Origin of the sequence: Sedimentimonas flavescens (genome assembly GCF_019264375.1) — a bacterium.
In the GTDB taxonomy this organism is placed as follows: Bacteria; Pseudomonadota; Alphaproteobacteria; order Rhodobacterales; family Rhodobacteraceae; genus Rhodobacter; species Rhodobacter flavescens.
Window position 1 is genome coordinate 523,973 of the sequence record NZ_JAHVAI010000001.1, and the last position, 23,263, is coordinate 547,235.

24 protein-coding genes are annotated in these 23,263 nt (G+C 65.1%); 13 read left to right on the forward strand and 11 right to left on the reverse strand.

Annotation, left to right across the window (positions count from 1 at the left end; genetic code table 11):
- The first annotated feature begins 136 nt into the window (after positions 1-136).
- Positions 137-325: a heavy-metal-associated domain-containing protein gene (locus KTQ37_RS02670; RefSeq protein ID WP_218628908.1), complete on the forward strand. Its 189-nt coding sequence runs from the start codon at positions 137-139 to the stop codon at positions 323-325.
- A 185-nt stretch (positions 326-510) separates the two neighbouring features.
- Positions 511-813 carry a hypothetical protein gene (locus tag KTQ37_RS02675; protein WP_218628909.1) on the forward strand — a complete coding sequence of 101 codons (303 nt, stop codon included), beginning with the start codon at positions 511-513 and terminating at the stop codon, positions 811-813.
- Here the strand turns inward: KTQ37_RS02675 and KTQ37_RS02680 are convergent.
- Complete coding sequence (locus KTQ37_RS02680) at positions 798-1,253, reverse strand: low molecular weight protein-tyrosine-phosphatase (protein WP_218628910.1); 456 nt, start codon at positions 1,251-1,253, stop codon at positions 798-800. The two genes, KTQ37_RS02675 and KTQ37_RS02680, sit on opposite strands and share 16 nt — an antisense overlap.
- 21 nt (positions 1,254-1,274) lie before the next feature.
- Between KTQ37_RS02680 and KTQ37_RS02685 the strand changes: the two genes are divergently transcribed.
- The 4 genes from KTQ37_RS02685 (at position 1,275) to KTQ37_RS02700 (ending at position 3,477) form a co-directional block, all read left to right on the forward strand.
- Complete coding sequence (locus tag KTQ37_RS02685; protein WP_218628911.1) at positions 1,275-1,964, forward strand: NAD-dependent deacylase; 690 nt, start codon at positions 1,275-1,277, stop codon at positions 1,962-1,964.
- Positions 1,965-2,149: 185 nt separating this feature from the next.
- On the forward strand, positions 2,150-2,437 hold the full coding sequence (rpmB, locus tag KTQ37_RS02690; RefSeq protein WP_218628912.1) for a 50S ribosomal protein L28: 288 nt from the start codon (positions 2,150-2,152) through the stop codon (positions 2,435-2,437).
- A gap of 125 nt (positions 2,438-2,562) precedes the next feature.
- The gene (locus KTQ37_RS02695) at positions 2,563-2,916 is read left to right on the forward strand and encodes a hypothetical protein (RefSeq protein ID WP_218628913.1); all 354 of its coding nucleotides are present in this window, start codon (positions 2,563-2,565) and stop codon (positions 2,914-2,916) included.
- Positions 2,917-2,958: 42 nt separating this feature from the next.
- Positions 2,959-3,477 carry a copper chaperone PCu(A)C gene (locus KTQ37_RS02700; RefSeq protein WP_218628914.1) on the forward strand — a complete coding sequence of 173 codons (519 nt, stop codon included), beginning with the start codon at positions 2,959-2,961 and terminating at the stop codon, positions 3,475-3,477.
- A gap of 277 nt (positions 3,478-3,754) precedes the next feature.
- Here the strand turns inward: KTQ37_RS02700 and meaB are convergent, their stop codons facing one another.
- Positions 3,755-4,753, reverse strand: a complete 999-nt coding sequence (meaB, locus tag KTQ37_RS02705) for a methylmalonyl Co-A mutase-associated GTPase MeaB (protein WP_218628915.1) — start codon at positions 4,751-4,753, stop codon at positions 3,755-3,757.
- Between the two features lie 117 nt (positions 4,754-4,870).
- On the opposite strand from meaB, the gene KTQ37_RS02710 reads away from it, so the two are divergent.
- A complete protein-coding gene (locus KTQ37_RS02710; RefSeq protein WP_236021012.1) occupies positions 4,871-5,617 on the forward strand; it encodes a DUF3108 domain-containing protein in 747 nt (248 codons plus the stop codon).
- 7 nt (positions 5,618-5,624) lie between these two features.
- Positions 5,625-8,060 carry an ATP-dependent helicase HrpB gene (gene hrpB / locus KTQ37_RS02715; protein ID WP_218628916.1) on the forward strand — a complete coding sequence of 812 codons (2,436 nt, stop codon included), beginning with the start codon at positions 5,625-5,627 and terminating at the stop codon, positions 8,058-8,060.
- Between the two features lie 284 nt (positions 8,061-8,344).
- Here the strand turns inward: hrpB and argF are convergent, their stop codons facing one another.
- Together argF and KTQ37_RS02725 are read right to left on the reverse strand one after the other, a co-directional pair.
- Entirely contained in the window at positions 8,345-9,271 is a 927-nt protein-coding gene (argF, locus tag KTQ37_RS02720) for an ornithine carbamoyltransferase (protein ID WP_218628917.1), read from the reverse strand.
- Between the two features lie 40 nt (positions 9,272-9,311).
- Positions 9,312-10,493, reverse strand: coding sequence for an aspartate aminotransferase family protein (locus tag KTQ37_RS02725; RefSeq protein ID WP_218628918.1), 1,182 nt, complete (start codon positions 10,491-10,493; stop codon positions 9,312-9,314).
- Between the two features lie 350 nt (positions 10,494-10,843).
- On the opposite strand from KTQ37_RS02725, the gene KTQ37_RS02730 reads away from it, so the two are divergent.
- Positions 10,844-11,461, forward strand: a complete 618-nt coding sequence (locus KTQ37_RS02730) for a GcrA family cell cycle regulator (protein WP_218628919.1) — start codon at positions 10,844-10,846, stop codon at positions 11,459-11,461.
- A gap of 101 nt (positions 11,462-11,562) precedes the next feature.
- Complete coding sequence (rimO, locus tag KTQ37_RS02735; RefSeq protein ID WP_218628920.1) at positions 11,563-12,960, forward strand: 30S ribosomal protein S12 methylthiotransferase RimO; 1,398 nt, start codon at positions 11,563-11,565, stop codon at positions 12,958-12,960.
- A 9-nt stretch (positions 12,961-12,969) separates the two neighbouring features.
- On the opposite strand, the gene KTQ37_RS02740 is transcribed toward rimO, so the two are convergent.
- A complete protein-coding gene (locus tag KTQ37_RS02740; RefSeq protein WP_218628921.1) occupies positions 12,970-13,731 on the reverse strand; it encodes an ion transporter in 762 nt (253 codons plus the stop codon).
- Between the two features lie 203 nt (positions 13,732-13,934).
- Here KTQ37_RS02740 and KTQ37_RS02745 point away from each other — a divergent pair, with 203 nt between their 5' ends.
- Positions 13,935-14,141, forward strand: a complete 207-nt coding sequence (locus tag KTQ37_RS02745; protein ID WP_218628922.1) for a cold-shock protein — start codon at positions 13,935-13,937, stop codon at positions 14,139-14,141.
- Positions 14,142-14,204: 63 nt separating this feature from the next.
- Here KTQ37_RS02745 and KTQ37_RS02750 read toward each other — a convergent pair whose 3' ends face one another.
- The gene (locus tag KTQ37_RS02750; RefSeq protein WP_218628923.1) at positions 14,205-14,555 is read right to left on the reverse strand and encodes a hypothetical protein; all 351 of its coding nucleotides are present in this window, start codon (positions 14,553-14,555) and stop codon (positions 14,205-14,207) included.
- A 374-nt stretch (positions 14,556-14,929) separates the two neighbouring features.
- Between KTQ37_RS02750 and ettA the strand changes: the two genes are divergently transcribed.
- Together ettA and cutA are read left to right on the forward strand one after the other, a co-directional pair.
- Positions 14,930-16,585 carry an energy-dependent translational throttle protein EttA gene (ettA, locus tag KTQ37_RS02755; RefSeq protein WP_218628924.1) on the forward strand — a complete coding sequence of 552 codons (1,656 nt, stop codon included), beginning with the start codon at positions 14,930-14,932 and terminating at the stop codon, positions 16,583-16,585.
- 53 nt (positions 16,586-16,638) lie between these two features.
- Positions 16,639-16,953, forward strand: a complete 315-nt coding sequence (gene cutA / locus KTQ37_RS02760; RefSeq protein WP_218628925.1) for a divalent-cation tolerance protein CutA — start codon at positions 16,639-16,641, stop codon at positions 16,951-16,953.
- 67 nt (positions 16,954-17,020) lie between these two features.
- On the opposite strand, the gene KTQ37_RS02765 is transcribed toward cutA, so the two are convergent.
- The 5 genes from KTQ37_RS02765 to KTQ37_RS02785 form a co-directional block, all read right to left on the reverse strand.
- Positions 17,021-17,956, reverse strand: coding sequence for a class I SAM-dependent DNA methyltransferase (locus KTQ37_RS02765; RefSeq protein ID WP_218628926.1), 936 nt, complete (start codon positions 17,954-17,956; stop codon positions 17,021-17,023).
- 126 nt (positions 17,957-18,082) lie between these two features.
- Positions 18,083-18,616, reverse strand: coding sequence for a PhnA domain-containing protein (locus KTQ37_RS02770; RefSeq protein ID WP_236021014.1), 534 nt, complete (start codon positions 18,614-18,616; stop codon positions 18,083-18,085).
- 93 nt (positions 18,617-18,709) lie between these two features.
- Positions 18,710-20,599: an acyl-CoA synthetase gene (locus KTQ37_RS02775; protein ID WP_218628927.1), complete on the reverse strand. Its 1,890-nt coding sequence runs from the start codon at positions 20,597-20,599 to the stop codon at positions 18,710-18,712.
- Positions 20,600-20,787: 188 nt separating this feature from the next.
- Positions 20,788-21,231, reverse strand: coding sequence for a peptidoglycan-binding protein LysM (lysM, locus tag KTQ37_RS02780; protein WP_218628928.1), 444 nt, complete (start codon positions 21,229-21,231; stop codon positions 20,788-20,790).
- Between the two features lie 136 nt (positions 21,232-21,367).
- A complete protein-coding gene (locus tag KTQ37_RS02785) occupies positions 21,368-23,155 on the reverse strand; it encodes an ABC transporter transmembrane domain-containing protein (RefSeq protein WP_218628929.1) in 1,788 nt (595 codons plus the stop codon).
- Positions 23,156-23,263: the final 108 nt, after the last annotated feature.

The following is a 23,263-nucleotide window of genomic DNA, read 5'->3' on the forward strand; positions in this document are numbered from 1 at the left end:
AAAAAGGGGCCGGGAAGGGGGATTGAACACCGCGCCCGCCGCGGTATTTTCGCGGCAAGCGGCGCAGCCGGGCCCGAGGCCATTGACCGCGCGGGCCAGATACTCAATCTAGCGCCTATCAGATCAGGAGAAAGCCATGATCCTTTCCGTTCCGAACATGACCTGCGGTCATTGCAAGGCCGCCGTCGAGGCGGCCATCGTCGAGGTCGGCGGCAAGGCCGACATCAATCTCGCCGACCGCGAGGTCGAGGTGAACGGCCTGCCCGAGGCAACGGTTCTGGCCGCGCTCAAGGCTGCCGGCTACGAGGCCGAGGTGATCGAGTAACGCTAGCGGTTGGGGCTGCGCCTGCTAAGCCCATCCACAGCTTGCGCGCGCTGCGTCTTTTTCGCGCGCCGACGGGCCAAAGGGGCGGTTTCGTTGCGATTTGCGCCAGAATCGGCTATGGTGCGCCCGCAAACAAAGGCGGGGATCAATCCCGCCAACTCAAGGCAGAACGCGGGGCAGTAGTCATGAAGTTCACCATTCTTGCGGCGGCATGCCTCGTCATGGGCGCCACTCAGGCCTCGGCAGGTCCGATTGACGGCGCCTGCATGGGCGCGAACCGCAACAGCGCCAACCGCGCGCTATGCGGATGCATCCAGCAAGTAGCCGACATGACGCTGAGCCGTTCGGACCAGCGTCGCGCCGCCAAGCTGTTCAAAGACCCGGAGAAGGCACAGGAAGTGCGTATGTCGGACCGCAAGGCCGACGAGGCGTTCTGGGACCGCTACAAGAACTTCGCGGCGGCAGCCGAGGGTTACTGCGGCGGCTGAAGCACGGCGATCAGGCGGCGCGCGCCATCCTCGATCAGGTCGAGGCAGCCATCGAAATCACGGGTGTAATAGGGGTCGGGCACGTCTTGCGTGCCCGTTTTCGCATCCAGAAACAGCCGCAGCTGCGCGCGGGCGCCCGCGGGCCGGATCCGCTCGGCATCTTTCAGGTTCTTGCTATCCATCGCCAGGATCAGGTCGAACCGCTCGAAATCATCGCGTGTTAGCTGGCGCGCGCGCAGGCTGCTCAGATCGTAGCCACGCGCGCTGGCGGCGGCCTGCATCGGGCCATAGGGCGGCTCGCCCCGGTGCCAGTCGCCCGTTCCGGCGCTGTCGGCCTCGGCCTCCAGACCCGCGCGGGCGGCCATTTCACGAAACACGCCCTCGGCGGCGGGAGAGCGGCAGATGTTGCCTAGGCAGAGAAACAGGATACGCATAAGCAAAATGTAGCGAGAGGAGCGGCAATGGCCAAGATCGTGATTCTGACCGGGGCGGGAATTTCCGCCGAAAGCGGGATTCGGACGTTTCGGGCCTCGGACGGGTTATGGGAGGAGCACCGCATCGAGGATGTCGCGACCCCCGAGGGCTTCATGGCCGATCCGGGGCTGGTGCATCGCTTCTACAATGCCCGCCGCGCCGCAGCCGCCGCAGCCGCGCCGAATGCCGCCCATCGCGCGCTGGCCGAGCTGGAGCAGGACGGCCGCCACGAGGTGCTTGTGGTCACGCAAAACGTGGATGATCTGCACGAGCGTGGCGGCTCGGCCAATGTCATCCACATGCACGGTACTCTGACGGGCGCGCTGTGCCATTCCTGCGGCCATCGCTGGTCCGCGCCCGCCGAGATGGCACCGCGCGATCCCTGCCCCGCCTGCCAAAAACCCGCCACCCGGCCCGACATCGTGTGGTTCGGCGAAATGCCCTATCAGATGGAAGAGATCTGGACTGCGCTGCGGGCGGCGGATCTCTTCGTGTCGATCGGCACCTCGGGGAATGTCTACCCGGCGGCCGGATTCGTCGCCGATGCGGGCCATGCCGGGGTGCCCACGCTTGAACTGAACCTCGAACCCTCGGCGGGCAGCCGCTATTTCGACGAGGCCCGGCACGGCCCCGCCACGGCGATTGTTCCCGCCTGGGTGCGTGAAATGCTGGGCTGAGGGGCGCTGCGGCGTTACGATGAAAATGAGTGCGCGGCCAACAGAATGCCCGCATGAATCGCTTGACGCCGCCCGGCTTTGCCCGTATGCCCCCCAAACGAATTTCCGGGCGCTGCCATTCGCGGCGTTCGTTTGTGTTGAGAAGCGGGCGGACACGCGCCCCGAGGAAACGAAGGATTTACGCCATGTCGCGCGTTTGCGAACTGACCGGCAAGGGCCCGATCACGGGCAACAACGTGAGCCACGCGAACAACAAGACGCGTCGCCGCTTCCTGCCGAACCTCAACGAAGTGACCCTGATCTCGGACGTTCTGGGTCAGTCGTTCAAGCTGCGCATTTCGGCCGCCGGCCTGCGCTCGGTCGACCACCGCGGTGGTCTCGACTCCTACCTGCTCAAGGCCAAGGACGCCGAGCTGTCGGACAACGCGCTGAAGATCAAGAAAGCGATCGTGAAGGCTCAGGCTGCCGCCTGATCCTGACACGCGTTAGTCAAGCGATTGCCCCGCCATCGGCGGGGTTTTTGCTTTTGCGCAACCTGCGGCAATTCGGCTTGACTAAAGGCATGGCGCGCGCCCGCGCAGGCGGCTAGATTGCAGCCATGAACCGGAAGTACGCACAGAGTGCCGTGGCGATCCTGCTGGCGGCTATCCTTGCGGCGACGAGCCTGACGATGGCCGTTGCGCGCGGGCAGACGCGTGTTGCCGGCGAGATCGTGATCTGCACCGGCTACGGCCTCACCACGGTCTCGGTCGATGAAAACGGGGATCCTGTCGGCCCCGTTCATCTCTGTCCCGACATGGTGCTGGGCATGATGGCCGCGCTGGATGAAGCGCCGCCTGTCCTCATGCGTCCCGAGGGCATGGTCGTGCACCTCGATGCGCCCGAGCCTGCCAGCCTCAGCGCCCAGTCGGCCCTGACCCCGCGCGCGCGCGGCCCCCCGCTTTCGGCCTGATCCCTTCGCCTAACCCGAACCAAGATCAGACTGGAGACGAGTATGTCCCGCTTCAAACTTCTCATGACCGCCGCGGCGGTCGCCTTCGCTGCGCCCGCTTTCGCCGGCGACATCATGATCACCGACCCCTATGCCCGCGTCTCGACCATGATGTCGAAATCCGGCGCGGCCTTCATGGTCATCGAGAATCACGGTGCTAACGACGATCGACTGATCGGAGCGGCCTCGGATATCGCCGACCGGGTCGAGCTGCACACCCATATCTCCGATGCCAACGGGGTGATGCAGATGGTCGAGGTGAAGGAAGGCTTCCCGGTGGCTGCGCATGGCACGCACGAGCTCAAGCGCGGCGCGGACCATGTGATGTTCCTGGGCCTGCGTCAGTCGCTCAACGATGGCGATACGGTCCATGTCGTTCTGACCTTCGAGAAGGCAGGCGAGGTTGCGGTCGACATCCCGGTCGACCTCAAGCGCGATGCCGCGGCGATGGGCGGGATGCAGATGATGAACGGCGCGCCCGAAGGGAAGATGCCCGAGCATAAGAATATGCCCTCCAACTGATCTGTCGGCGCCGCCAGAAATGGCGGTTGCCGAAACGACCGGCCTCCGCCTCTTTCCCGAGTGGGCGGTGTGCCGTGCGGTCAGGCCCGACTTCCCGAACGGGTTTCTGGCCACTTCCCTTGATTGCGGCCCGGTCGGTTCCCGACGACCGGCCCCATGATCCGGAACGGCCCTGCCTCCGCCCACGTGCCCTCGCGGATGGAGGCAGGGAACGTCCCAAAACGAAAAGCCCCGGCGCATCGACCGGGGCTTCGTTCATTTCAATGGTATTGATCGCTTACTCCGGGCCGGCTGCCCCCAAGAGCCGCAGCATCTCGGTCGCGGCGGCAGCCGGAGCCACCTCGCCCGCAGCGACGGTCGCCCCCAGATCGCCCATCCGTCCGCGAATAGCGGGGTCATTGTGCAGCCGCGCCAGAAGCCCCTCGCGCACCTCGGTTTCGAACCAGTGACGCGCCTGCGCCGCGCGGCGCGAGGTGAAATGACCGTGTTCGCGCCGCCAGTCGGCCAGCATCTTCATTTCGTCCCAGGCCTTGATCAGGCCCTGCTCTTCCAGCGCCGAGACGGGCAGCGCCTTGGGGAAGCCCTCGGGGTCTTGCGCGCGCTTGCGCAGCAGGCGCAGCGCGCCCGCATAATCGGCCACGGTGCGCATCGCGGCGGGCTTGAGATCGCCGTCGGCCTTGTTGACAAGGATCATGTCGGCCATTTCCATGATGCCGCGCTTGACGCCCTGCAACTCATCCCCGCCCGCAGGCGCCATGAGCAGGATGAAAAGGTCGGTCATCTCGGCCACCAGCGTCTCGGACTGACCGACGCCCACCGTCTCGATTAGCACGACGTCGAAGCCCGCAGCTTCGCACAGGGCCACGGCCTCGCGGGTGCGGCGTGCAACGCCCCCCAGATGAGCCTGACTGGGCGACGGGCGGATGAAGGCGTTGGGATCGCGCGAGAGCCGCTCCATCCGGGTCTTGTCGCCCAGGATCGAGCCCCCCGAGCGCGCCGAGGACGGATCGACCGCCAGCACGGCAACCCGCAGACCCTGCGCCGTCAGCATCATCCCGAAGCTTTCGATGAAGGTCGATTTGCCCACGCCGGGCGTGCCCGACAGGCCGATGCGCAGCGCCTGCCGCCCCGCCCCCGCCAGCCGATCCAGAAGCGCCGTCGCCTGAACGCGATGATCGGCCCGCGCCGACTCGACCATCGTGATCCCCCGAGCAAGCGAGCGGCGGTCACCGGCGAGGATCTTGTCAGCGAGGTCGGTCATGGCATGGGCGTTCATCGGAGGCCTTCGGACAGAGGAGATGACAAAAGCGTCAGAATTCGTGATGCGGTTTCGGTTTCTTGCCCCTTCGGGGCGGTGTATGTCCAGACCGAACACCGGTTTTCCTGAGGAGCCATGATGCTTTCGTCGTTCAAGGGTCGTTTGGGCGCCGCCGCAATCGCGATCGGCGCGGCAATGATGGCCGCGTCGCCGCTCTTGGCGGACCAGAAGGATCGCATTCAGTTCGATGTCGAGCTGAAGGGCCTCAAGGCGGGCCGCCTGACGATCAACGGCAAGATCGAGGGCGCGTCCTACGGCGCGAACGGCACGCTGGAAACCACGGGGCTTCTGGGCGCGCTGAAAAAATTGCGCCACGACGCCTCGGTGGCGGGCAATTTCAAGGCGGGTGCCTTCACCCCGCTCAGCTACAACCAGACCTCGGAGCGTGGCGACAAGAAGGTCGATCACGTGATCGTCTACCAGGCGGGCACCCCCGTCTCGGTCAGCCGCAACCCGCCACGCACGCCGCGCGACCTTGACGTGGACCCGGCCAAGCAAACCGGCACGATCGACCCGCTGACCGCGCTTTACGCCGTGCTGCGCGACGTGGACCGGGGCGAGGCCTGCAAGCTCGACGTCAAGCTCTACGACGGCTCGAAGCGCACCCAGGTCAAGCTCGAACCGGCCCAAAGCAAGGGCACAAATGTGATCTGCGCGGGCGAATACCGCCGGCTTGAGGGCTTCTCGGCCAAGGACATGGATGAGAAGAGCCGCTTCCCCTTCACGCTGACCTACGCCCCCACCCCCGATGGGGCGCGCCTTCAGGTCATCGAGATCGCGACCGACACGATCTATGGCAAAGGACGTCTGAAACGGCGATAAGGACGTCGTGACGGACCGACTTCCCATAGACGAGGCGCTTCCCGCGCTGAAAAACGCACTGGCCAAGGCCGGTCGCGCCGTGCTGATGGCACCGCCCGGCGCGGGCAAGACCACCCGCGTTCCGCTGGCGCTGCTCGATCAGGTGTCGGGCCGGATCGTCATGCTCGAACCCCGCCGCCTGGCCGCCCGCGCCGCGGCCGAACGCATGGCCGAGACGCTTGGCGAGCCGGTCGGTCAGACCGTCGGCTACCGCATTCGCGGCGAAGCCCGCACATCGCGCGCGACCCGCATCGAGGTCGTGACCGAGGGCATCCTGACGCGGATGCTGCAATCCGACCCGGAACTGACCGGTATCGGCTGCATCATCTTCGACGAGTTCCACGAACGCAGCCTGAATGCCGATCTGGGCCTTGCCCTGACATGGGAGGCGCGCAGCGCCCTGCGCCCCGATCTGGCTATCGTGGTGATGTCCGCGACGCTCGATGCCGAACCCGTCGCAGCGCTGCTCGACAACGGCCCCGTGATCGTCTCCGAAGGCCGCGCCTTCCCGGTCGAGACGCGCTGGCTTGGTCGCCCCCTTGCAACCGGAATGCGGCTCGAGGCTGCCACCGCCGCACTGGTCGAAGAGGCCGTTGCAGAAACCGAGGGCGGCATTCTGGTCTTCCTGCCCGGCGAGGCCGAGATCCGCCGCACCGAGGCGCTGCTATCGGGCCGTCTTGGCCCCGAGATCGCGCTGCGGCCGCTGTTCGGCGCGATGGATTTCGCCGCCCAACGCGCGGCCATCGCCCCCGCGAGTTCAGGGCGCAAGATCGTGCTGGCCACCTCGATCGCCGAAACCTCGCTGACCATTCAGGATATTCGCGTCGTCGTCGATGCCGGACGCGCCCGCCGCCTGCGCTTCGACCCAGGCTCGGGCATGGCCCGTCTGGTGACCGAGCGCGTCAGCCGTGCTGAGGCCGAACAGCGCCGTGGCCGCGCCGGGCGCGTGGCCGAAGGGATCTGTTACCGGCTCTGGACCAAAGGCGAAGAAGGCGCCCTACCCGCCTTCGCCCCGCCGGAGATTGCCGTGGCCGATCTGTCGGGCCTTGCGCTCGAACTCGCGCTTTGGGGATCGGATGGCGCGGATCTTGCCTTCCTTACGCCGCCCCCCTCCCCCGCGCTGGCCGAGGCGCGCGCGCTGCTCGAAGGGCTTGGTGCGCTGAAAGACGGGCGGCTCACGACGCATGGGCGGGCGCTGGCCGCGCTGCCGTTGCACCCGCGTCTCGCGCATATGCTGGTCACCGCCGGCCCAGAGGCCGCGACGCTCGCCGCCCTTCTGGCCGAGCGCGACCCGATCCGAGGGGCGCCCGCCGATCTTGCCCTGCGCATCGCCGCCGTCGCCAATCCCGGACGATTCGAGGCCGAGCATCCCTGGCAGGTGCATCGCGGCACGGTCGAGCGGATCCGATCCGAGGCGAAACGGCTGGCGCGTATGGTGCAACCCGCAGTCAGCTACAGCCTGGCCGAGATGGCCGCTCTGGCCTATCCCGACCGGATCGGTCTGCGCCGCAAGGGCGAGGCACCGCGCTATGTGCTCTCGGGCGGCAAGGGTGCGGTGGCGGCCGAGACCGACGCGCTTGGCCGCGCGCGCCTGATCGTCGCGACCGATCTGGACGGTGACCCGCGCGAGGCCCGAATCCGGCAGGGCATCACGCTGACAGAGGCCGAGCTGCGCCGTCTCCACGCACCCGAGATTGCCTGGCAAGACATCTGCGCCTGGTCGCGCCGCGAGGGCCGTGTTCTGGCCCGCAAGCAAGAACGCTACGGTGCGCTGGTTCTCGATGATCGCCACTGGCCCGACGCCCCCCCCGAGGCCATCGCCCGCGGCGCCCTGGACGGGCTGCGCCAGATTGGACTGACGCTCTCGCCCGTCGCCGCTCGCTTCCGCGCCCGCGTCGATATCCTGCGTCAGGACGGCGAAGAGATGCCCGACCTGTCGGACGAGGCCCTGCTAAATGGCGAGGCGCTGCTGCCCTACCTGCGCGGCAAACGCACCGAGGCCGATCTGCGCAACCTTGATCTGACCGAAGCCCTGCGCGGACAACTCGACTGGGGGCAGATGCAATTGCTGGACCGGCTGGTCCCGAGCCATTTCGAAACCCCGCTCGGCCGCCGCGTCCCGATCGACTATTCCGGCGCAGCGCCCGCGATCGAGGTCAAGCTGCCCGAGATGTATGGCGTGACCGAGCATCCCTCTGTCGGGCCGAAACGCCGTCCGCTGCGGATTTCCCTGCTAAGCCCTGGCAACAAACCGATCCAAGTGACTATGGATCTTCCTGGCTTCTGGGACGGCTCCTATGCCGATGTTCGCAAGGAAATGCGCGGCCGCTACCCGCGCCATCCTTGGCCCGAGAACCCGCGCGAAGCGGACCCGACCACACGCGCCAAGCCCCGCGGAACGTAAGGGGGCGCCGCCCCCTCGCGGCTTGCGCCGCTCACCCCCGGGATATTTCAACCACATTGAAAGGCTGACCAGAGCACGCCCGACCCCACCGCGGGGGGCGGAGAGGTCGAGCGGCCTTCAACGTGGACGGTCATCGGCGTCCCCGCCTGTACCGTAAGTGCACATTCCATTGATTCTGGTTAAGAAAACGTTTCCGCTTCAATGTGGCGCAAATATCCTCGGGGGGTGAATTTGCTGAAAGCAAAGAGGGGGGCAGACAGCCCCCCTGCGGCCCTCACCACCTGTCACATGCCCAGACACCAGCGCATGATCGCCTTTTGTGCGTGCAAGCGGTTCTCAGCCTCGTCGAAGATCACCGAATGCGGACCGTCCATCACGGCGGAGGTCGCCTCGTCGTTACGGTGCGCGGGCAGGCAATGCATGAAGAGCGCATCGGGCTTGGCGCGCGCCATCAGCTCTTCGTTGACCTGATAGGGGCGCAGCTGGTTGTGGCGGCGCTCCTTGGCGGATTCCGGGTCATGCATGGACACCCAGGTATCGGTAACCACCAGATCGGCGCCCTCGACCGCCTTGAATGGGTCGCGCTCGATCCGGGCATCGACGCCTTTGGATCGGGCGAAGTTCAACCACTCGGCCTCGGGGTCAAGGGTGGGCGGGCCGGTGAAGGTCAGGTCGAACCCGAACTGACCTGCCGCATGCAGGAACGAGGCACAGACGTTGTTACCATCCCCCGACCAAACGACCTTCTTGCCCGCGATGGGGCCGCGATGTTCCTCGTATGTCATCACATCGGCCATGATCTGGCAGGGGTGGGTGCGGTTCGTCAGCCCGTTGATTACCGGCACGCTGGCGTATTCGGCCATCTCCTGCAGGGTTGCCTCTTCGAAGGTGCGGATCATGATCAGATCGACATAGCGCGAAAGCACCCGCGCCGTGTCGGCGATGGTCTCGCCGTGACCCAGCTGCATCTCCTTGCCCGAGAGCACCATCGTCTGCCCGCCCATTTGGCGCACGCCCACGTCAAAGCTGACGCGTGTCCGGGTGGAGGGTTTCTCGAAGATCAGCGCGACCATGTGACCGGCCAGCGGTTGGTCATGGTCCAGCGCGCCTTTCGGGCGGCCGTTGCGCGCGTCCTTCATGGCGCGCGCGCTGTCGATCATCTTGCGCAGGTCTTCGGGGCTGGTGGTGTGAATATCGAGAAAACTGGTCATCTGTCTGTCTTTCGCTCAGCGGCCCTCGCCGCCGGATCAATCAAGCCTTGGTCGGTTCAAGCGCGCTGGCGGCAGCATCGAGGCGCTTCACCGCCTCGGCCATGTCCGCTTCGGAGATGTTCAGCGCGGGCAGCAGGCGCAGCACGTTATCCGCCGCAGGCACGGTCAGCAGCTTCTCGGCATAGGCCGCCTTGACCACATCCGCGGGCGCAATCTTGCACTTGAGGCCGAGCATCAGGCCCTGACCACGCACACCCTCGAACACGTCGGGATGGGCGGCAACGAGGCCTTCGAGCTTCTGGCGCAGGAACCCCGCCTTGGCATTCACCGCATCGAGGAATGCCGGATCGGTGACGATCTCCATCACCTTGGCGCCAACCGCGCAGCCAAGCGGATTGCCGCCATAGGTCGAGCCATGGGTGCCCGCGACCATACCGCTGGCGGCCTCTTCGGTGGCCAGCACCGCGCCGAGCGGGAAGCCGCCGCCGATACCCTTGGCAACCATCATGATGTCAGGCGTCACGCCCGCCCATTCATGGGCAAAGAGCCGACCGGTGCGGCCCACGCCGCACTGGACCTCGTCGAAGATCAAAAGCGTGCCGGTGGTGTCGCACAGATCGCGCAGACCCTTGAGGCACTGATCGGGGACAGGGCGAATACCGCCCTCGCCCTGCACCGGCTCGATCAGGATGGCAGCGGTGCGTTCGTTGATGGCGGCGCGCAGGCCCTCGTGGTCGCCCCATTTCACATGGACGAAGCCGGGCAGCAGCGGGCCGAAGCCCTTGACCATCTTCTCGGACCCGGCCGCGGCGATTGCGGCCGAGGAGCGGCCATGGAAGGCGCCCTCAAAGGTGATGATCTCGACCCGCTCGGGCTGGCCTTTGTCATACCAGTATTTGCGCGCCATCTTGACGGCCAGTTCGCAGGCCTCGGTGCCCGAGTTGGTGAAGAAGACGGTATCGGCAAAGCTGTTCTCGACCAGTTGATCGGCAAGATGCTGCTGCTCGGGAATCTGGTAGAGGTTGGAGACATGCCAGAGCTTCCCGGCCTGTTCGGTCAGGGCGGCGACCAGTTCAGGCGCCGCATGGCCCAGCACGTTCACCGCGATGCCCGCCCCCATGTCGAGATATCGGGTACCGTCCGCCGTTTCGAGCCAGGAACCCTCGCCTTTGACGAAGGCGAGAGGGGCGCGGTTATAAGTCGGCAGAACGGAGGAAATCATCGTGTGTCTCCAGAAAGGGAAGGCCAAGGGGTGCAACAGGCCCGCAGGGCTGTCAACGGTCAAGGCCGGGGATTTGACGGGTTTTGGGGGGATGTGGCCAAAGACCACGGCAGATCGGACGTCAGGCGCGGGTGCGGCGACGTCGGGGACGGGCGAAATGGGCGGTCCGAGTGATCATGGGCGCTCGGTAGCGTGCGCGGTGGCACCTGTCAAAGGATTCCTTTGTTGCAGGCGTGGCGCGGGCTTGAATTCCGGGGGCGGCGCTTGTATCTCATCGCGTCCTCACTAATATGAGGCAAGCCAAGCCGGAACCCGGTCAACGGACCGGGTCAGAATGCGAAAGGGTGGTCATGTCCTGGACCGATGAACGCGTCGAACTCCTGAAAAAGATGTGGTCGGAGGGCCAGTCGGCCAGCCAGATCGCCAAGGAGCTGGGCGGGGTGACCCGCAACGCCGTGATCGGCAAAGTGCATCGTCTGGGCCTGTCGAACCGTGCCGGAGGGAGCGATCCCGCACCGGCGCCCGCCGCGCCTGCCGCTGCCAAGCCCACTCCGGTCGAACGCCCCGAGCCGGTCGCGGCCGCCGCGCCTGCCGCAAACCGCCCCGAGCCCGCTCCCACCCCGAAGCCCGCGCCCGCCGCGCGCCCGGAACCCGCGCCCGCCCCCGCCGCGCCCACGCCGGTGATGCGCAAGGCGATCATTCCCGCAGGTCAGCCGCTGCCGCCGCAGCCCTCGGCCAATGAGATCAGCCCCGAGGCTCTGGCCAAGGTAGGCGAGGTCGAGAAGCGCGCCCGCAAGATCAGCCTGATGGAGCTGACCGAGCGTACCTGCAAATGGCCGATCGGCGACCCGGCGACGGACAATTTCTATTTCTGCGGCCTGCCCTCGCAGCCCGGAAAGCCCTATTGCGAGGCCCATGTCGGCGTCGCCTTCCAGCCGATGAGCGCACGCCGCGACCGTCGCCGCTGAACCCGGGTCAAGCCGGGGGCGCCGCCCCCGGACCCCCGAGGTATATGAACCAAGAAGAAAGGGCGGGTCGTCGGGCTCGCCTTTGCCATTGAGAGGGCATGATGAGCCAGAACCCCCCGAACCTGCGCCCCGACCTGGCGCCGAAGGCGCGCTTTGACGAGGCTCCGCGCCCGGGGCAGCCAACGATCGGGATGGTCTCGCTTGGCTGTCCGAAGGCGCTGGTGGACAGCGAGCGGATCCTGACGCGGTTGCGGGCCGAGGGCTATGCGATCAGCCCCGATTACACCGGGGCCGAGGCGGTGATCGTGAATACCTGCGGGTTTCTGGATAGCGCCAAGGCGGAAAGTCTTGAGGCCATCGGCGAGGCGCTGAAAGAAAACGGCAAGGTCATCGTGACCGGCTGTCTGGGCGCCGAGCCCGAGTATATCACCGGCGTGCATCCCAAAGTTCTGGCCGTCACCGGCCCGCAGCAGTTCGAGCAGGTTCTGGACGCGGTGCACGGCGCGGTGCCGCCCTCGCCCGATCCGTTCGTCGATCTGCTGCCGCCGACGGGCGTAAAGCTGACCCCTCGCCATTACAGCTATCTGAAGATCTCCGAGGGCTGCAATCACCACTGCAAGTTCTGCATCATCCCTGACATGCGCGGGCGTCTGGTCAGCCGCCCCGCCCATGCCGTGCTGCGCGAGGCGGAGAAGTTGCTGGATGCCGGGGTGCGCGAATTGCTGGTAATCTCGCAGGACACCTCGGCCTATGGGGTGGACCGCAAGCACGACCTGAGCCCCTGGAAGGGTGGCGAGCTGCGCGCGCATATCACCGATCTGACGCGCGAGATGGGCAAGATGGCCAAGGAGGCCGGCGCCTGGCTGCGCTTGCATTACGTCTATCCCTACCCCCATGTGCGCGATCTGATCCCGCTGATGGGGGACGGGCTGATCCTGCCCTACCTCGATATTCCCTTCCAGCACGCGCATCCCGAGACGCTCAAGCGCATGGCGCGGCCCGCGGCCTCGGCACGGACGCTCGACGAGATCGCCGCCTGGCGCGCGGCCTGCCCCGAGATCGTGCTGCGCTCTACCTTCATCGTGGGTTATCCCGGCGAGACCGAGGAAGAGTTCCAATACCTGCTCGACTGGATGGACGAGGCGCAGCTCGATCGTGTCGGGTGCTTCCAGTATGAGAATGTCGCCGGGGCGCGCTCGAACGATCTGCCCGATCATGTGCCGGATGCGCTGAAGCAGGAGCGGTGGGAGCGCTTCATGGAGAAGGCGCAGGCGATTTCCGAGGCGAAGCTGGAGGCCAAGGTCGGCACGCTGCAACAGGTGATCGTGGACGAGATCGACGAGCAGGGCGCGACCTGCCGTACCCGCGCCGATGCGCCCGAGATCGACGGCAACCTGTTCATCGACGAAGGGTTCGAGGATCTCGCGCCGGGCGACATGCTGACGGTCGAGGTCGAGGAAGCCAGCGAATACGACCTTTGGGGCCGTCCGCTGACCTGATCGCCGCCCTCAGACCAGACCTTCGGTGTCGATATGCACGGTGGCGCCGCAGTGCTTGCAATGGATGGCGTCGGCGTCATGCAGGCTCAGCCCGCAGTGCTTGCACTCATAGCGCACCTTCCTGGGCCGGAAGAGCACCTGGGCCAGCCGCAGGAACAGCGTGACGCCGAAGATCATGATCCCGACCGACAGCAATCGTCCGGTCGTTCCGGGCAAGGTGATATCGCCAAACCCGGTTGTCGTCAGCGTCGTGACGGTGAAGTAGAGCGCATCGGCGTAGTTGCGGATATCCTCATTGCGCCCGAACTGCGTCGCATAGATCAGCCCGGTCATGATGAAGAGGAAAACGCACAGGTTGATCGCGGCGAGAATGACATCCTCGTGCCGACGGAAGAACGCGAATTCGGCGCGTAGCCGGACCAGCATCTGATAAGCGTGCAGCAGCCGCAGGGTGCGCAAGACGCGCAGGAAGCCGAAGCTCTCGCCAGCAATGGGCGCAAGAAACGACACCATCGCCACCAGATCCGCCAGCGTCGCGGGCCGTGTCCAGAAATTCACCTTACTGTCCGCGATCAGGAGCCGCGCCAGAAAATCCGCCACGATCACAAGACCGATCAGCGCATCGGTCACCTCGATCGCCAGCGAGCGGGGCAGGAAGGACGAGATGATCACGAAAGCAATCGTCGTCAGATCGAAACATAGAATCAGGTAGCGAAAGCGTTGCGCGCGTTTCGTCTCACCTTCGTAGAGGGCGCGAAATGTCTCAAGCATGTGCGGGCCTTTTGGCCCGTTCTACCGTCATTTCCGCTTTCGTCAAACGCCGCTCTTGCAATTTAGGGGCAAAAGGCGCATCTAGTCTGGGCGAGACGCTATCTTTCGACGATCTGCTCCTTTCGGGCCTCAGTTCGCGATTTTGACGTGACTGAGCCGGGCTGCCGCAATTGTGCGGGCAGCATATCAAAAGGAGACACACGATGGCCAACGGCACCGTGAAATGGTTCAACAGCACCAAAGGCTTCGGCTTTATCGCCCCGGAAAACGGCGGCAAGGACATCTTCGTTCACATCTCGGCCGTTGAGCGCGCAGGTCTGCGCGGCCTCAACGACGGTCAGGCTGTGACCTTCGATCTGGAAAAAGGCCGTGACGGCCGCGAGTCGGCAACGAACCTCGCCCTGGCCTAAGGCCAATCCGGATTTCGGACGATAGAAGGCGGCCCCGAAGGGCCGCCTTTTTAATTGCCGCGATCAATTGTCGGCGCGGGCATCTTTCAGCGCGATGATCTGGCCGATCGAGTATTCCGCCGGATCGACGCCGAGTTGGGCCGCCAACTGGGCGTGACCGGCGCTGATCGCGGCACCGCCGCTCGAAAGGGTCACGTTGGACGCAACGCCATGGGCCGGAGCCGCATAGGGCGCAGCGGCGTCGTTGTCGCGTTTGGCATTCCACAGTGCGATGACCTCATCGGCCGAGTAATGCGCCGCATCGACGCCCGCCTGAGCCGCAAGCTGGGCGATACCAGGGCTGACACCCTGCGCCGAAACGGCACCCGCCGAGAGGGCAGCGGCGAGACCGAGGATAAGAGCAGATTTACGCATTTCATTCTCCATTTTGTCTATCGTTTCAGAGCCTTGGATAGTGCCATCCCGGTTGCGCCCTGCGATGAGACAAACCTAGTTCTGCGCGTCAGGTATGAGAATGACACGAAATATCTGATCATTGTGCAAATTTGCTTATTGAAATCAGCCTGCGCCAGACATGCCCTGCAACCGTTTGAAATGGCTGCCCACATTCGTGTGAACGCCCGCCACGGCCACCCCCGGACGCGCGCCATGCCGATCATAACCCCGCGATCATCCGTGATCGCACCCGCGCTTTTCGTGAACGCAGGTTGCGACTCGCGCCCCTTCCCTCACGCGCCGCTTTCCCCTATCTAGGCGCAAACCCCGAAATACCCTCGAAAGGTGCGCCTATGGCTTCGTATCAATATGTTTACCACATGGATGGCGTCTCGAAGACCTATCCGGGTGGCAAGAAATGCTTTGAGAATATCCGACTGAACTTCCTGCCGGGCGTGAAGATCGGTGTGGTCGGCGTCAACGGCGCGGGTAAATCGACGCTGCTGAAAATCATGGCCGGCATGGACAAGGATTTCCAGGGCGAGGCCTGGGCCGCCAAGGGCGCCAAGGTCGGCTATCTCGCGCAGGAGCCGCAACTCGACGAGACCAAGACCGTGCGCGAGAACGTCATGGAAGGCGTGGCCGAGAAGACCGCCAAGCTCGAGCGTTACAACGAGCTGGCGATGAACTACTCGGACGAGACCGCCGAGGAAATGGCCCGCCTGCAAGACGAGATCGACGCCGAGAACCTGTGGGATCTCGACAGCCAGGTCGATATCGCGCTCGAAGCGCTGCGTTGCCCGCCCGATGACGCCGATGTCTCAACCCTCTCGGGCGGTGAGCGTCGCCGCGTCGCGCTGTGCAAGCTGCTGCTCGAAGCGCCCGACATGCTGCTGCTCGACGAACCGACCAACCACCTCGACGCGGAAACTATCGCCTGGCTGCAGAAGCACCTGATCGAATACAAGGGTACGATCCTGTGCGTTACGCACGACCGTTACTTCCTTGACGACATCACCAGCTGGATCCTCGAACTCGAGCGCGGCCGCGGCATCCCCTACGAGGGCAACTACTCCGCCTGGCTCGAACAGAAAGCCAAACGGCTTGAGCAGGAAGCGCGCGAGGACAAGGCCAAGCAGAAGGTCATGGAGAAGGAACTCGAGTGGATCCGCGCCGGTGCCAAGGCCCGTCAGGCGAAATCCAAGGCCCGTATCGCGGCATACGAGAAGATGGCCGACGAGGGGGTCAAGGATCGCGTGGGCAAGGCGCAGATCATCATCCCGAACGGCCCGCGCCTTGGCGGCAAGGTGATCGAGGTCGAGAACCTGAAGAAGCACATGGGCGACAAGCTGCTGATCGAGAACCTCTCGTTCAGCCTGCCGCCGGGCGGCATCCTGGGCATCATCGGCCCGAACGGCGCCGGTAAATCGACCCTGATCAAGATGATCGTCGGCGCCGAGCAGCCCGACGAGGGCACGATCACCGTCGGCGATACCGTCAAGCTTGCCTATGTCGACCAGTCGCGCGACGCGCTCCACCCGGACAAGAACGTCTGGGAAGAGATCTCGGGCGGGGCCGAACTGATCCAGTTGGGCGATGCCTCCGTCGCCAGCCGCAGCTATGTCGGCGCGTTCAACTTCAAGGGCGCGGATCAGCAGAAGAAGGTGGGCCTGCTGTCGGGCGGTGAACGCAACCGCGTCCACATGGCGAAACTGCTGAAATCGGGCGGCAACGTGCTCCTGCTCGACGAACCGACCAACGACCTCGACGTGGAAACACTGCAAGCGCTGGAAGCGGCGATCGAAGACTTCGCCGGCTGCGCGGTCATCATCTCGCACGACCGCTTCTTCCTCGACCGCCTCTGCACCCACATCCTCGCCTTCGAAGGCGAGGCCCATGTGGAGTTCTTCGAGGGCAACTTCGAGGATTACGAGAACGACAAGATCCGCCGCCTCGGCCCAGATGCGGTCGAGCCCAAGCGGGTCAAGTACAAGAAGTTCACGCGCTAAGACAAAGGCCCCCGCTCCGGGGGCCTTTTTTCTTCTCCATGCAAAGGCTCGCCATGCCCACCATCGCCCGCCTGCTGACCTACCTGCCCACCACGGACGCAGCGCACTCCCTCGCCACGGCGCTCATTGACGCACGCCTGATTGCCTGCGCCAATATCGGCGCGCAGGTGACCTCGCTCTACACGTGGGAGGGCACGCGCGAGGAAACGCCCGAAGTTCAGCTCTGGCTCAAGACCCGCAGCGATCTGGCGCCCGATGTCATGGCCAAGATCGAACAGCTGCACCCCTACGACTGCCCGCTGATCGCGCTCGACGAAATCACCGTAAACCAGGCCTATGCCGATTGGGTCAACGCCCAAACGTGCTGATTTCGGCTTTGTCCAAATATCCCGGGGTGAATGGGCCGCAGGCCCAGAGGGGCAGCGCCCCTACGCCTCACGCGAAAGCCAGATCCTCGCCATCCGACTGGCGCCGCACACCAGAGGCCACACGCACGGCCTGCACGATCAGCCCCTCGATTGGCGCGCCACGATCCATCCGCAGCACCGCGCGGCCGATACGGGCCTCGAACCCGGCCCGGGCCAGCAGGTCACACACATAGTCCTCGGAATGCGCGTAACGGCGGCTCTCGCGCAGAACGAAGCCTTCACCCTCGTAGGCCTCAACGGTAAAGGCAAAGCGCCCACCCGGCGCCAGCGCTAGCGCAACCCAGCCGACGATCTGCTCCAGCGCGCCCAGATAGGCAAAGACATCGGCAGCCGTGATCAGATCATATGCGTCCACAACAGGCGCAAGCGCGCTCAGATCCGCTTTTTCGAGGCGATCGTAAACCCCCTTGGCCTCGGCCTCGCGCAGCATCTCGGCCGAGATATCCCATCCCTCCAGATGCCTGGCCGAGGCGCGCAGCTCTGCCCCCATCAGACCCGTGCCGCAGCCCAGATCGAGCGCCCGCGCGAACTCGCCTTCCAGCCCCGCCCGCAGCAATTGCGGCGCGCGGTAGTTCAGCGTCTCGACCAGCGCATGGTCGAAGTGATCGGCATACTGATCGAACAGCGTCTCGACAAAGGCCGAGGGCATGGTCTCGACCAGCGGCTGACCGCGTAAAAGATCAAGTCGCAGCGCCGCTCCCAATTGGTCAGCAGGGTCGAGGCGCAGCGCCTCGGCAAAGGCCTCACCCGCAGTGGGCAAACCATGCTCAGCCCGGATCTCGCCCAGGCGATACCAGCCCGCCACCCAACCCGGCGCGACCTCAAGCGCCTGAAGGTAGAGATCGGCGGCGGCCGCAGCCTCACCCGAGGCCAGAAGCCCCTCGGCATAATCCGCGCGACGGTCGGCGATCAGATCGCCGGAAGAAAACTGCAAGGGGGTCATGAAACACCTGAATCTGGAGGGAACCGGAGACTCAGGCAGGGGTTACGACAGGGGCTGACGCATGAAGGCACCGAAAGGGCGAGACGCGCCGCAGATGCAGCGGCGCGGCGCATTCGTCAAGGGGGCTCAGCGTTTCTTGACGAACTCTGTCAGGATGACGATACGCTGGCCCTCGACGCGACCCTCGATATGGGCAGGGTTGTCGGCCACAAGGCTGATACCACGCACCGCAGTGCCGCGCTTGGCGGTAAAGCCCGCGCCCTTGACCGGCAGATCCTTGATCAGCGTGACGGTATCGCCACTGGCCAGCAGCGCGCCATTGCTGTCGCGATGCTCGATGCCGGGCAGCACCTGCCCGGCCTGCGCCCACGCAAGCGCGTCTCCCTCAAGCGCCATGCCCTCGCGCGCCTCGGCGGCCCAGGCGGCGTCGACCTGCCCAAGCTTGCGCCAGACGGCTGCCTGCACGGTGGGCTCGGCCGACCAGGCGGCACCCTCAAGGCAGCGCCAATGCGCCTCGGGCGCGTCCTCCGAGCGGCAGATCGCGCAAAGCAGAACGTGCTCTTCGGTGCCCGCCAGAGGCTCCGCCGCCAGATCCTCGGCGGCGCCGCAGAACTCGCACACCGCACCCGAGCGGGCCATCAGATCGTCAATCAGCGCCATGGGAACCTCCTGCTGCTGCCCTCCAATAGGAGCCGTGCCGGGGCGAGGCAACGCTAAAAGAAAGGGCGCCCGCAGGCGCCCCGTCCGATCTGCTTACTTCGCCCATTCCCAGGGCACGGTGAATTCGCCCAGTTTTTGCTTGAGCTTGTCCTCGTCGATCGCGCCGGTGGTGGCAATCCCTGCCACTAGGCCACGCTTCTTGTCTTCGACCACAGCGACGACATGCGCGGCGATGCCTGCCTCGGTCAGCGCGGCATCAAGCACGCGCGAGATCGCGCGCTTGCGCAGGTCGGGCTTGAAGATCTTGCCCACGGCGGTCTTCGGCAACTCATCCATCACCTCGATATGCTTGGGGATCGCGGCGCGCTCATGGATGTGCTTTTTCGCGTGGGCGGTCAGTTCCTCATCGGTGACCGAGGCACCGGCCACCAGTTCGAGATAGACACAGGGCAACTCGCCCGCGAAGCTGTCGGGCTGCCCGATCGCCCCGGCGAAGGCCACGGCCGGATGCGACAGCAGCGCCTCTTCGATCTCGGCGGGGTCGATATTGTGGCCCCCGCGAATGATCAAATCCTTGGCGCGTCCGGTAATCCACAGATAGCCATCCGCATCAAGCCGCCCCAGGTCGCCCGTACGCAGGAAGCGGTCCTCGGCAAACAGGTCGTGGTTCTTGTCGGCCTCGGTATAGGTCGAGCCCTCGAAGACGCCGGGGTTGGCCACGCAGATCTCACCCACCTCATCGACGCCGCATTCATCAAAGCCCTCGGTCGTCTTGCGCAGGATGCGGACGTGGCAATAGGGCAGCGGAATACCGACCGAGCCGACCTTCTTATGGCCATCGACCGGGTTGACCGAGACAAGGCAGGTGGCCTCGGTCAGACCGTAGCCTTCCGCGATCTCGACGCCCGTCGCGGCCTTGAAGCGGTTGTAAAGCTCCAGCGGCAGTGGGGCGGAACCCGAGATCGCCGTCTTGAGCGAGGAAATATCGGCATTCACCGGGCGCTGCATCAGCGCCGAGATGGCCGTGGGCACCGTGATCAGGAAGGTGACCTTCCAACGCTCGACCAGCTTCCAAAAATTGTCGAACACGCCCTCGCCGCGATAGCCCGCAGGCGTCGGCATCACCACATGCGCCCCCGAGGCGATCGCGGACATCAGCACCGGATAGGCCGCGAAGACGTGGAACAGCGGCAGCGGACAGATTAGCACGTCTTCCTTGGTGAACAGCAGCGTGCCGCCCAGCCAGCCATTGTAGATCATGCCCGAGTATTTGTGCTGCGCCACCTTGGGCATCCCCGTGGTGCCGCCGGTGTGGAAATAGGCGGCTACCCGGTCACCGGCACTGTCGGCGAAGGTCAGCCTGTCGCCCGGCATCTTGGCGCATTCGCGATTGAAGCAATAGACATCGGCATGGTGCTTCGTCGTGACCTTGGGGCGCACGAACGGCACGATCAGCGACTTGGGCGGAGTCAGGTAGCGGTTCAGGTCGATCTCGAGCACGGTCTTGACGTTCGGCGCGAACTTGACCGCCTCGGCCGCCTTCTGGGCGATATCGCTTTTCGGGAAGGGCTTGAGCGTGACCAGAACCTTGGCCTTGGTCTCGCGCAGGATGGCCGAGATCTGCTCGGATTCGAGCAGCGGGTTGATCGGATTCACGATCCCCGCGACCGAGCCCCCCAGCAGGGTCACCGCAGTTTCAAGGCAGTTCGGCAGGAGGTAAGCGACCGTGTCACCCTCGCCCACACCAAGATGACGCAAGAGGTTCGCGGCTTGCGTCACGCGGCCATGCAGCTCGGACCAGCTCAGCGTCAGCGCCTTGTCCTTCGGCCCCGAAAAGATCTGGAAGGTCAGCGCCGGGCGGCTGCCATAGGCATCGCGTGCGCGGGTCAGGAACTGGTACATGGTCTGGGCGCGATCGCGGCCTTCCCATGGCATCTCGTTCTCGACCGCGTCGCGGTCGGCAATGGACGCAAAATTCGCCATCTCGGTCTTCCTCCCTAAGCCCGTTCCTCGCGGGCCCTTCCTGTCAGAATGCGATAGGAGCGCCCTCGGCAGCAAGTATGCAGGTCAGTGGGCAACGTCACGTCATGGCGAAAGTGACGCGGGGAAACAATATGGCGCGAAGGGCGGAGACAGCCGCTGCCGTCCCCGCACACTCAGGTCACAAGCAATCAGGCATTGCCGCCCGGAATACGCAGAACCTGGCCCGGATAGATCTTGTCGGGATGGGTCAGCATCGGCTTGTTCGCCTCGAAAATCTCCATGTAGCGGTTCGCGCTGCCCAGAGTCTTCTTGGCAATCGCCGAAAGCGTATCGCCTTTGACGACGGTGTGGAAAACGGCATCCAGGGTATCGGCATCCTCTTCGGTTTCGACCGCAGCCACACCATCGACATTGCCCACGGCGAGAATGATCTTTTCCTTGGTCTCGGCGTCGATCGCCTTGCCCGAAACCACGACCTTGTCACCCTCGACCTTCAGATCGACACCGGTCGCATCGAGCCCCAGATCTTTCAGCTCCGCCCGCAGCACATCTTCTTTCGGCGCCTCGGCGGCCTCGGCCTTCGAGCCGAACAGCGACTTGCCCGCGTCTTTCACAAAATTCCACAGACCCATAGCACTCTCCTCATATTGGCTGGCAGGCCCCCCGGGGGGCCCGCCTTCAACCTGAGGTGACCGTGCAACGATCAGATGACGCGACAAAGGGGAATTACCGCACACACGGCCCCCTTAATGCGAGCGGATAGCGCGATCAGACGGCCGCGCCGTCGGTGAATTGCAGCCGCGCCAGTTCGGCATACAGACCGCCTTCGGCGACCAGCTCGTCATGGGTGCCCTGCGCGACGATGCGGCCGTCTTCGAACACAACGATCCGGTCGGCCTTTTTCACCGTCGCGAGTCGGTGCGCCACGATGACCGTTGTGCGCCCGACCGAGACACGCTCGACCGCAGCCTGCACCTCGCGCTCCGAGGCCGAATCCAGCGCCGAGGTCGCCTCGTCCAGCAGCAGGATCGGTGCGTCGCGCAGGATCGCGCGGGCGATGGCGATACGCTGCTTCTGCCCACCCGACAGCATCACGCCGCGCTCGCCCACATAGGTGTCGAACCCGTCGGGAAGCGCCGTCAGGAAGTCATAGGCATGGGCCGCGCGCGCGGCTTCCTCGACCTCGTGATCCGTGGCGTTGGGGCGGCCGAAGCGAATATTCTCGCGCGCCGAGGCCGCGAAGATCACCGGATCTTGCGGCACAAGGGCCACGGCGTGGCGAAAATCATGCCGCGCAAGATCGCGCAGATCGTAGCCGTCGATCTTCACTTGCCCGTTCTCGGGATCCCAGAAGCGCTGAATCAGCTGGATCACGGTGGTCTTGCCCGCCCCCGAAGGGCCGACAAGCGCGACCGTCTCGCCGGGCTTGATCGACAGCGTGACCTCCTCAAGCGCCGAGGTTTCGGGGCGCGAGGGGTAGTGGAAGGTGACATTCTCGAAGTCGATAGCACCGCGCGCGGGCATCGGCAGCGGCACCGGATGTTCGGGGTCTTTGACGCTGTCTTCAGCCCCGATCAACTCGACCAGACGCTCGGTCGCGCCGGCGGCACGCTGCAACTCGCCCCAGATTTCCGACAGCGCGCCGACCGACCCGGCGACCATCACGGCGTAAATGACGAACTGCACCAGCTCGCCCACCGACATGTAATCCAGACGCACGTCGCGCGCACCGACCCAGAGCACGCCAACCACGCCCGCAAACACGAGGAAAATCACGATCACCGTCATGATTGCGCGGGTGGTGATGCGACGCTGCGCCGAGACAAAGCTTTTCTCGGTGACATCGGCGAAATGCGCGCGGGTCTGCGCCTCATGGGTGAATGCCTGCACGGTCTGCGCCGACAAAAGCGCCTCGGAGGCCGCGCCCGAGGAACTGGCGATCCAGTCCTGGTTCTCGCGCGAAAGCGCGCGCAGGCGACGGCCGAGCACGACGATCGGGATGACCACGGCGGGCACGATCAGCAGCACAAGGCCGGTCAGCTTGGCCGAGGTGACCAGCAGCATCACCATGCCGCCGATCAGGATCAGGAAGTTGCGCAGCGCGACCGAGACCGACGAGCCAATGACCGACAGGATCAGCGTCGTATCTGTGGTGATGCGCGAGATGATCTCGCCCGTCAGGATGCGCTCGAAGAAGGCCGGGCTCATGCCCAGAACGCGGTCGAAGACGGCCTTGCGGATATCGGCCACGACCCGCTCGCCAAAGCGAGTAACAAGGTAGTAGCGCGCTCCGGTGCCAAGCGCGAGCAGCGCGGTGATCAGCAGCGCCGCACCGAAATACTGGTCAAGCAGTTCGGCCCCTTGCTGGAAGCCATCCACGACGCGGCGCACGGCAAGCGGCAGAACCAGACTGATCGAGGCGGTCAGCATCAGCGCGGCCAGCGCCGCCAGCGCCATCCACTTGTAAGGCGTCACAAACGGGCTGAGGCCCTTGAGTGCGCCGATGCGTTTTGTGGTGGGCCGATCTTCGAGCGGCGCTTGCGGTCTGCGTGCCATGCTGTCTCCCTTGTCCGCTCGGGTTTAGGGGTAGACCCAGTGTGGGGCAAGGGCGGAATCGTCGCGTCGGATCCGCGCACGCCGTGAACAAAACGCCGCAGAGCCGCC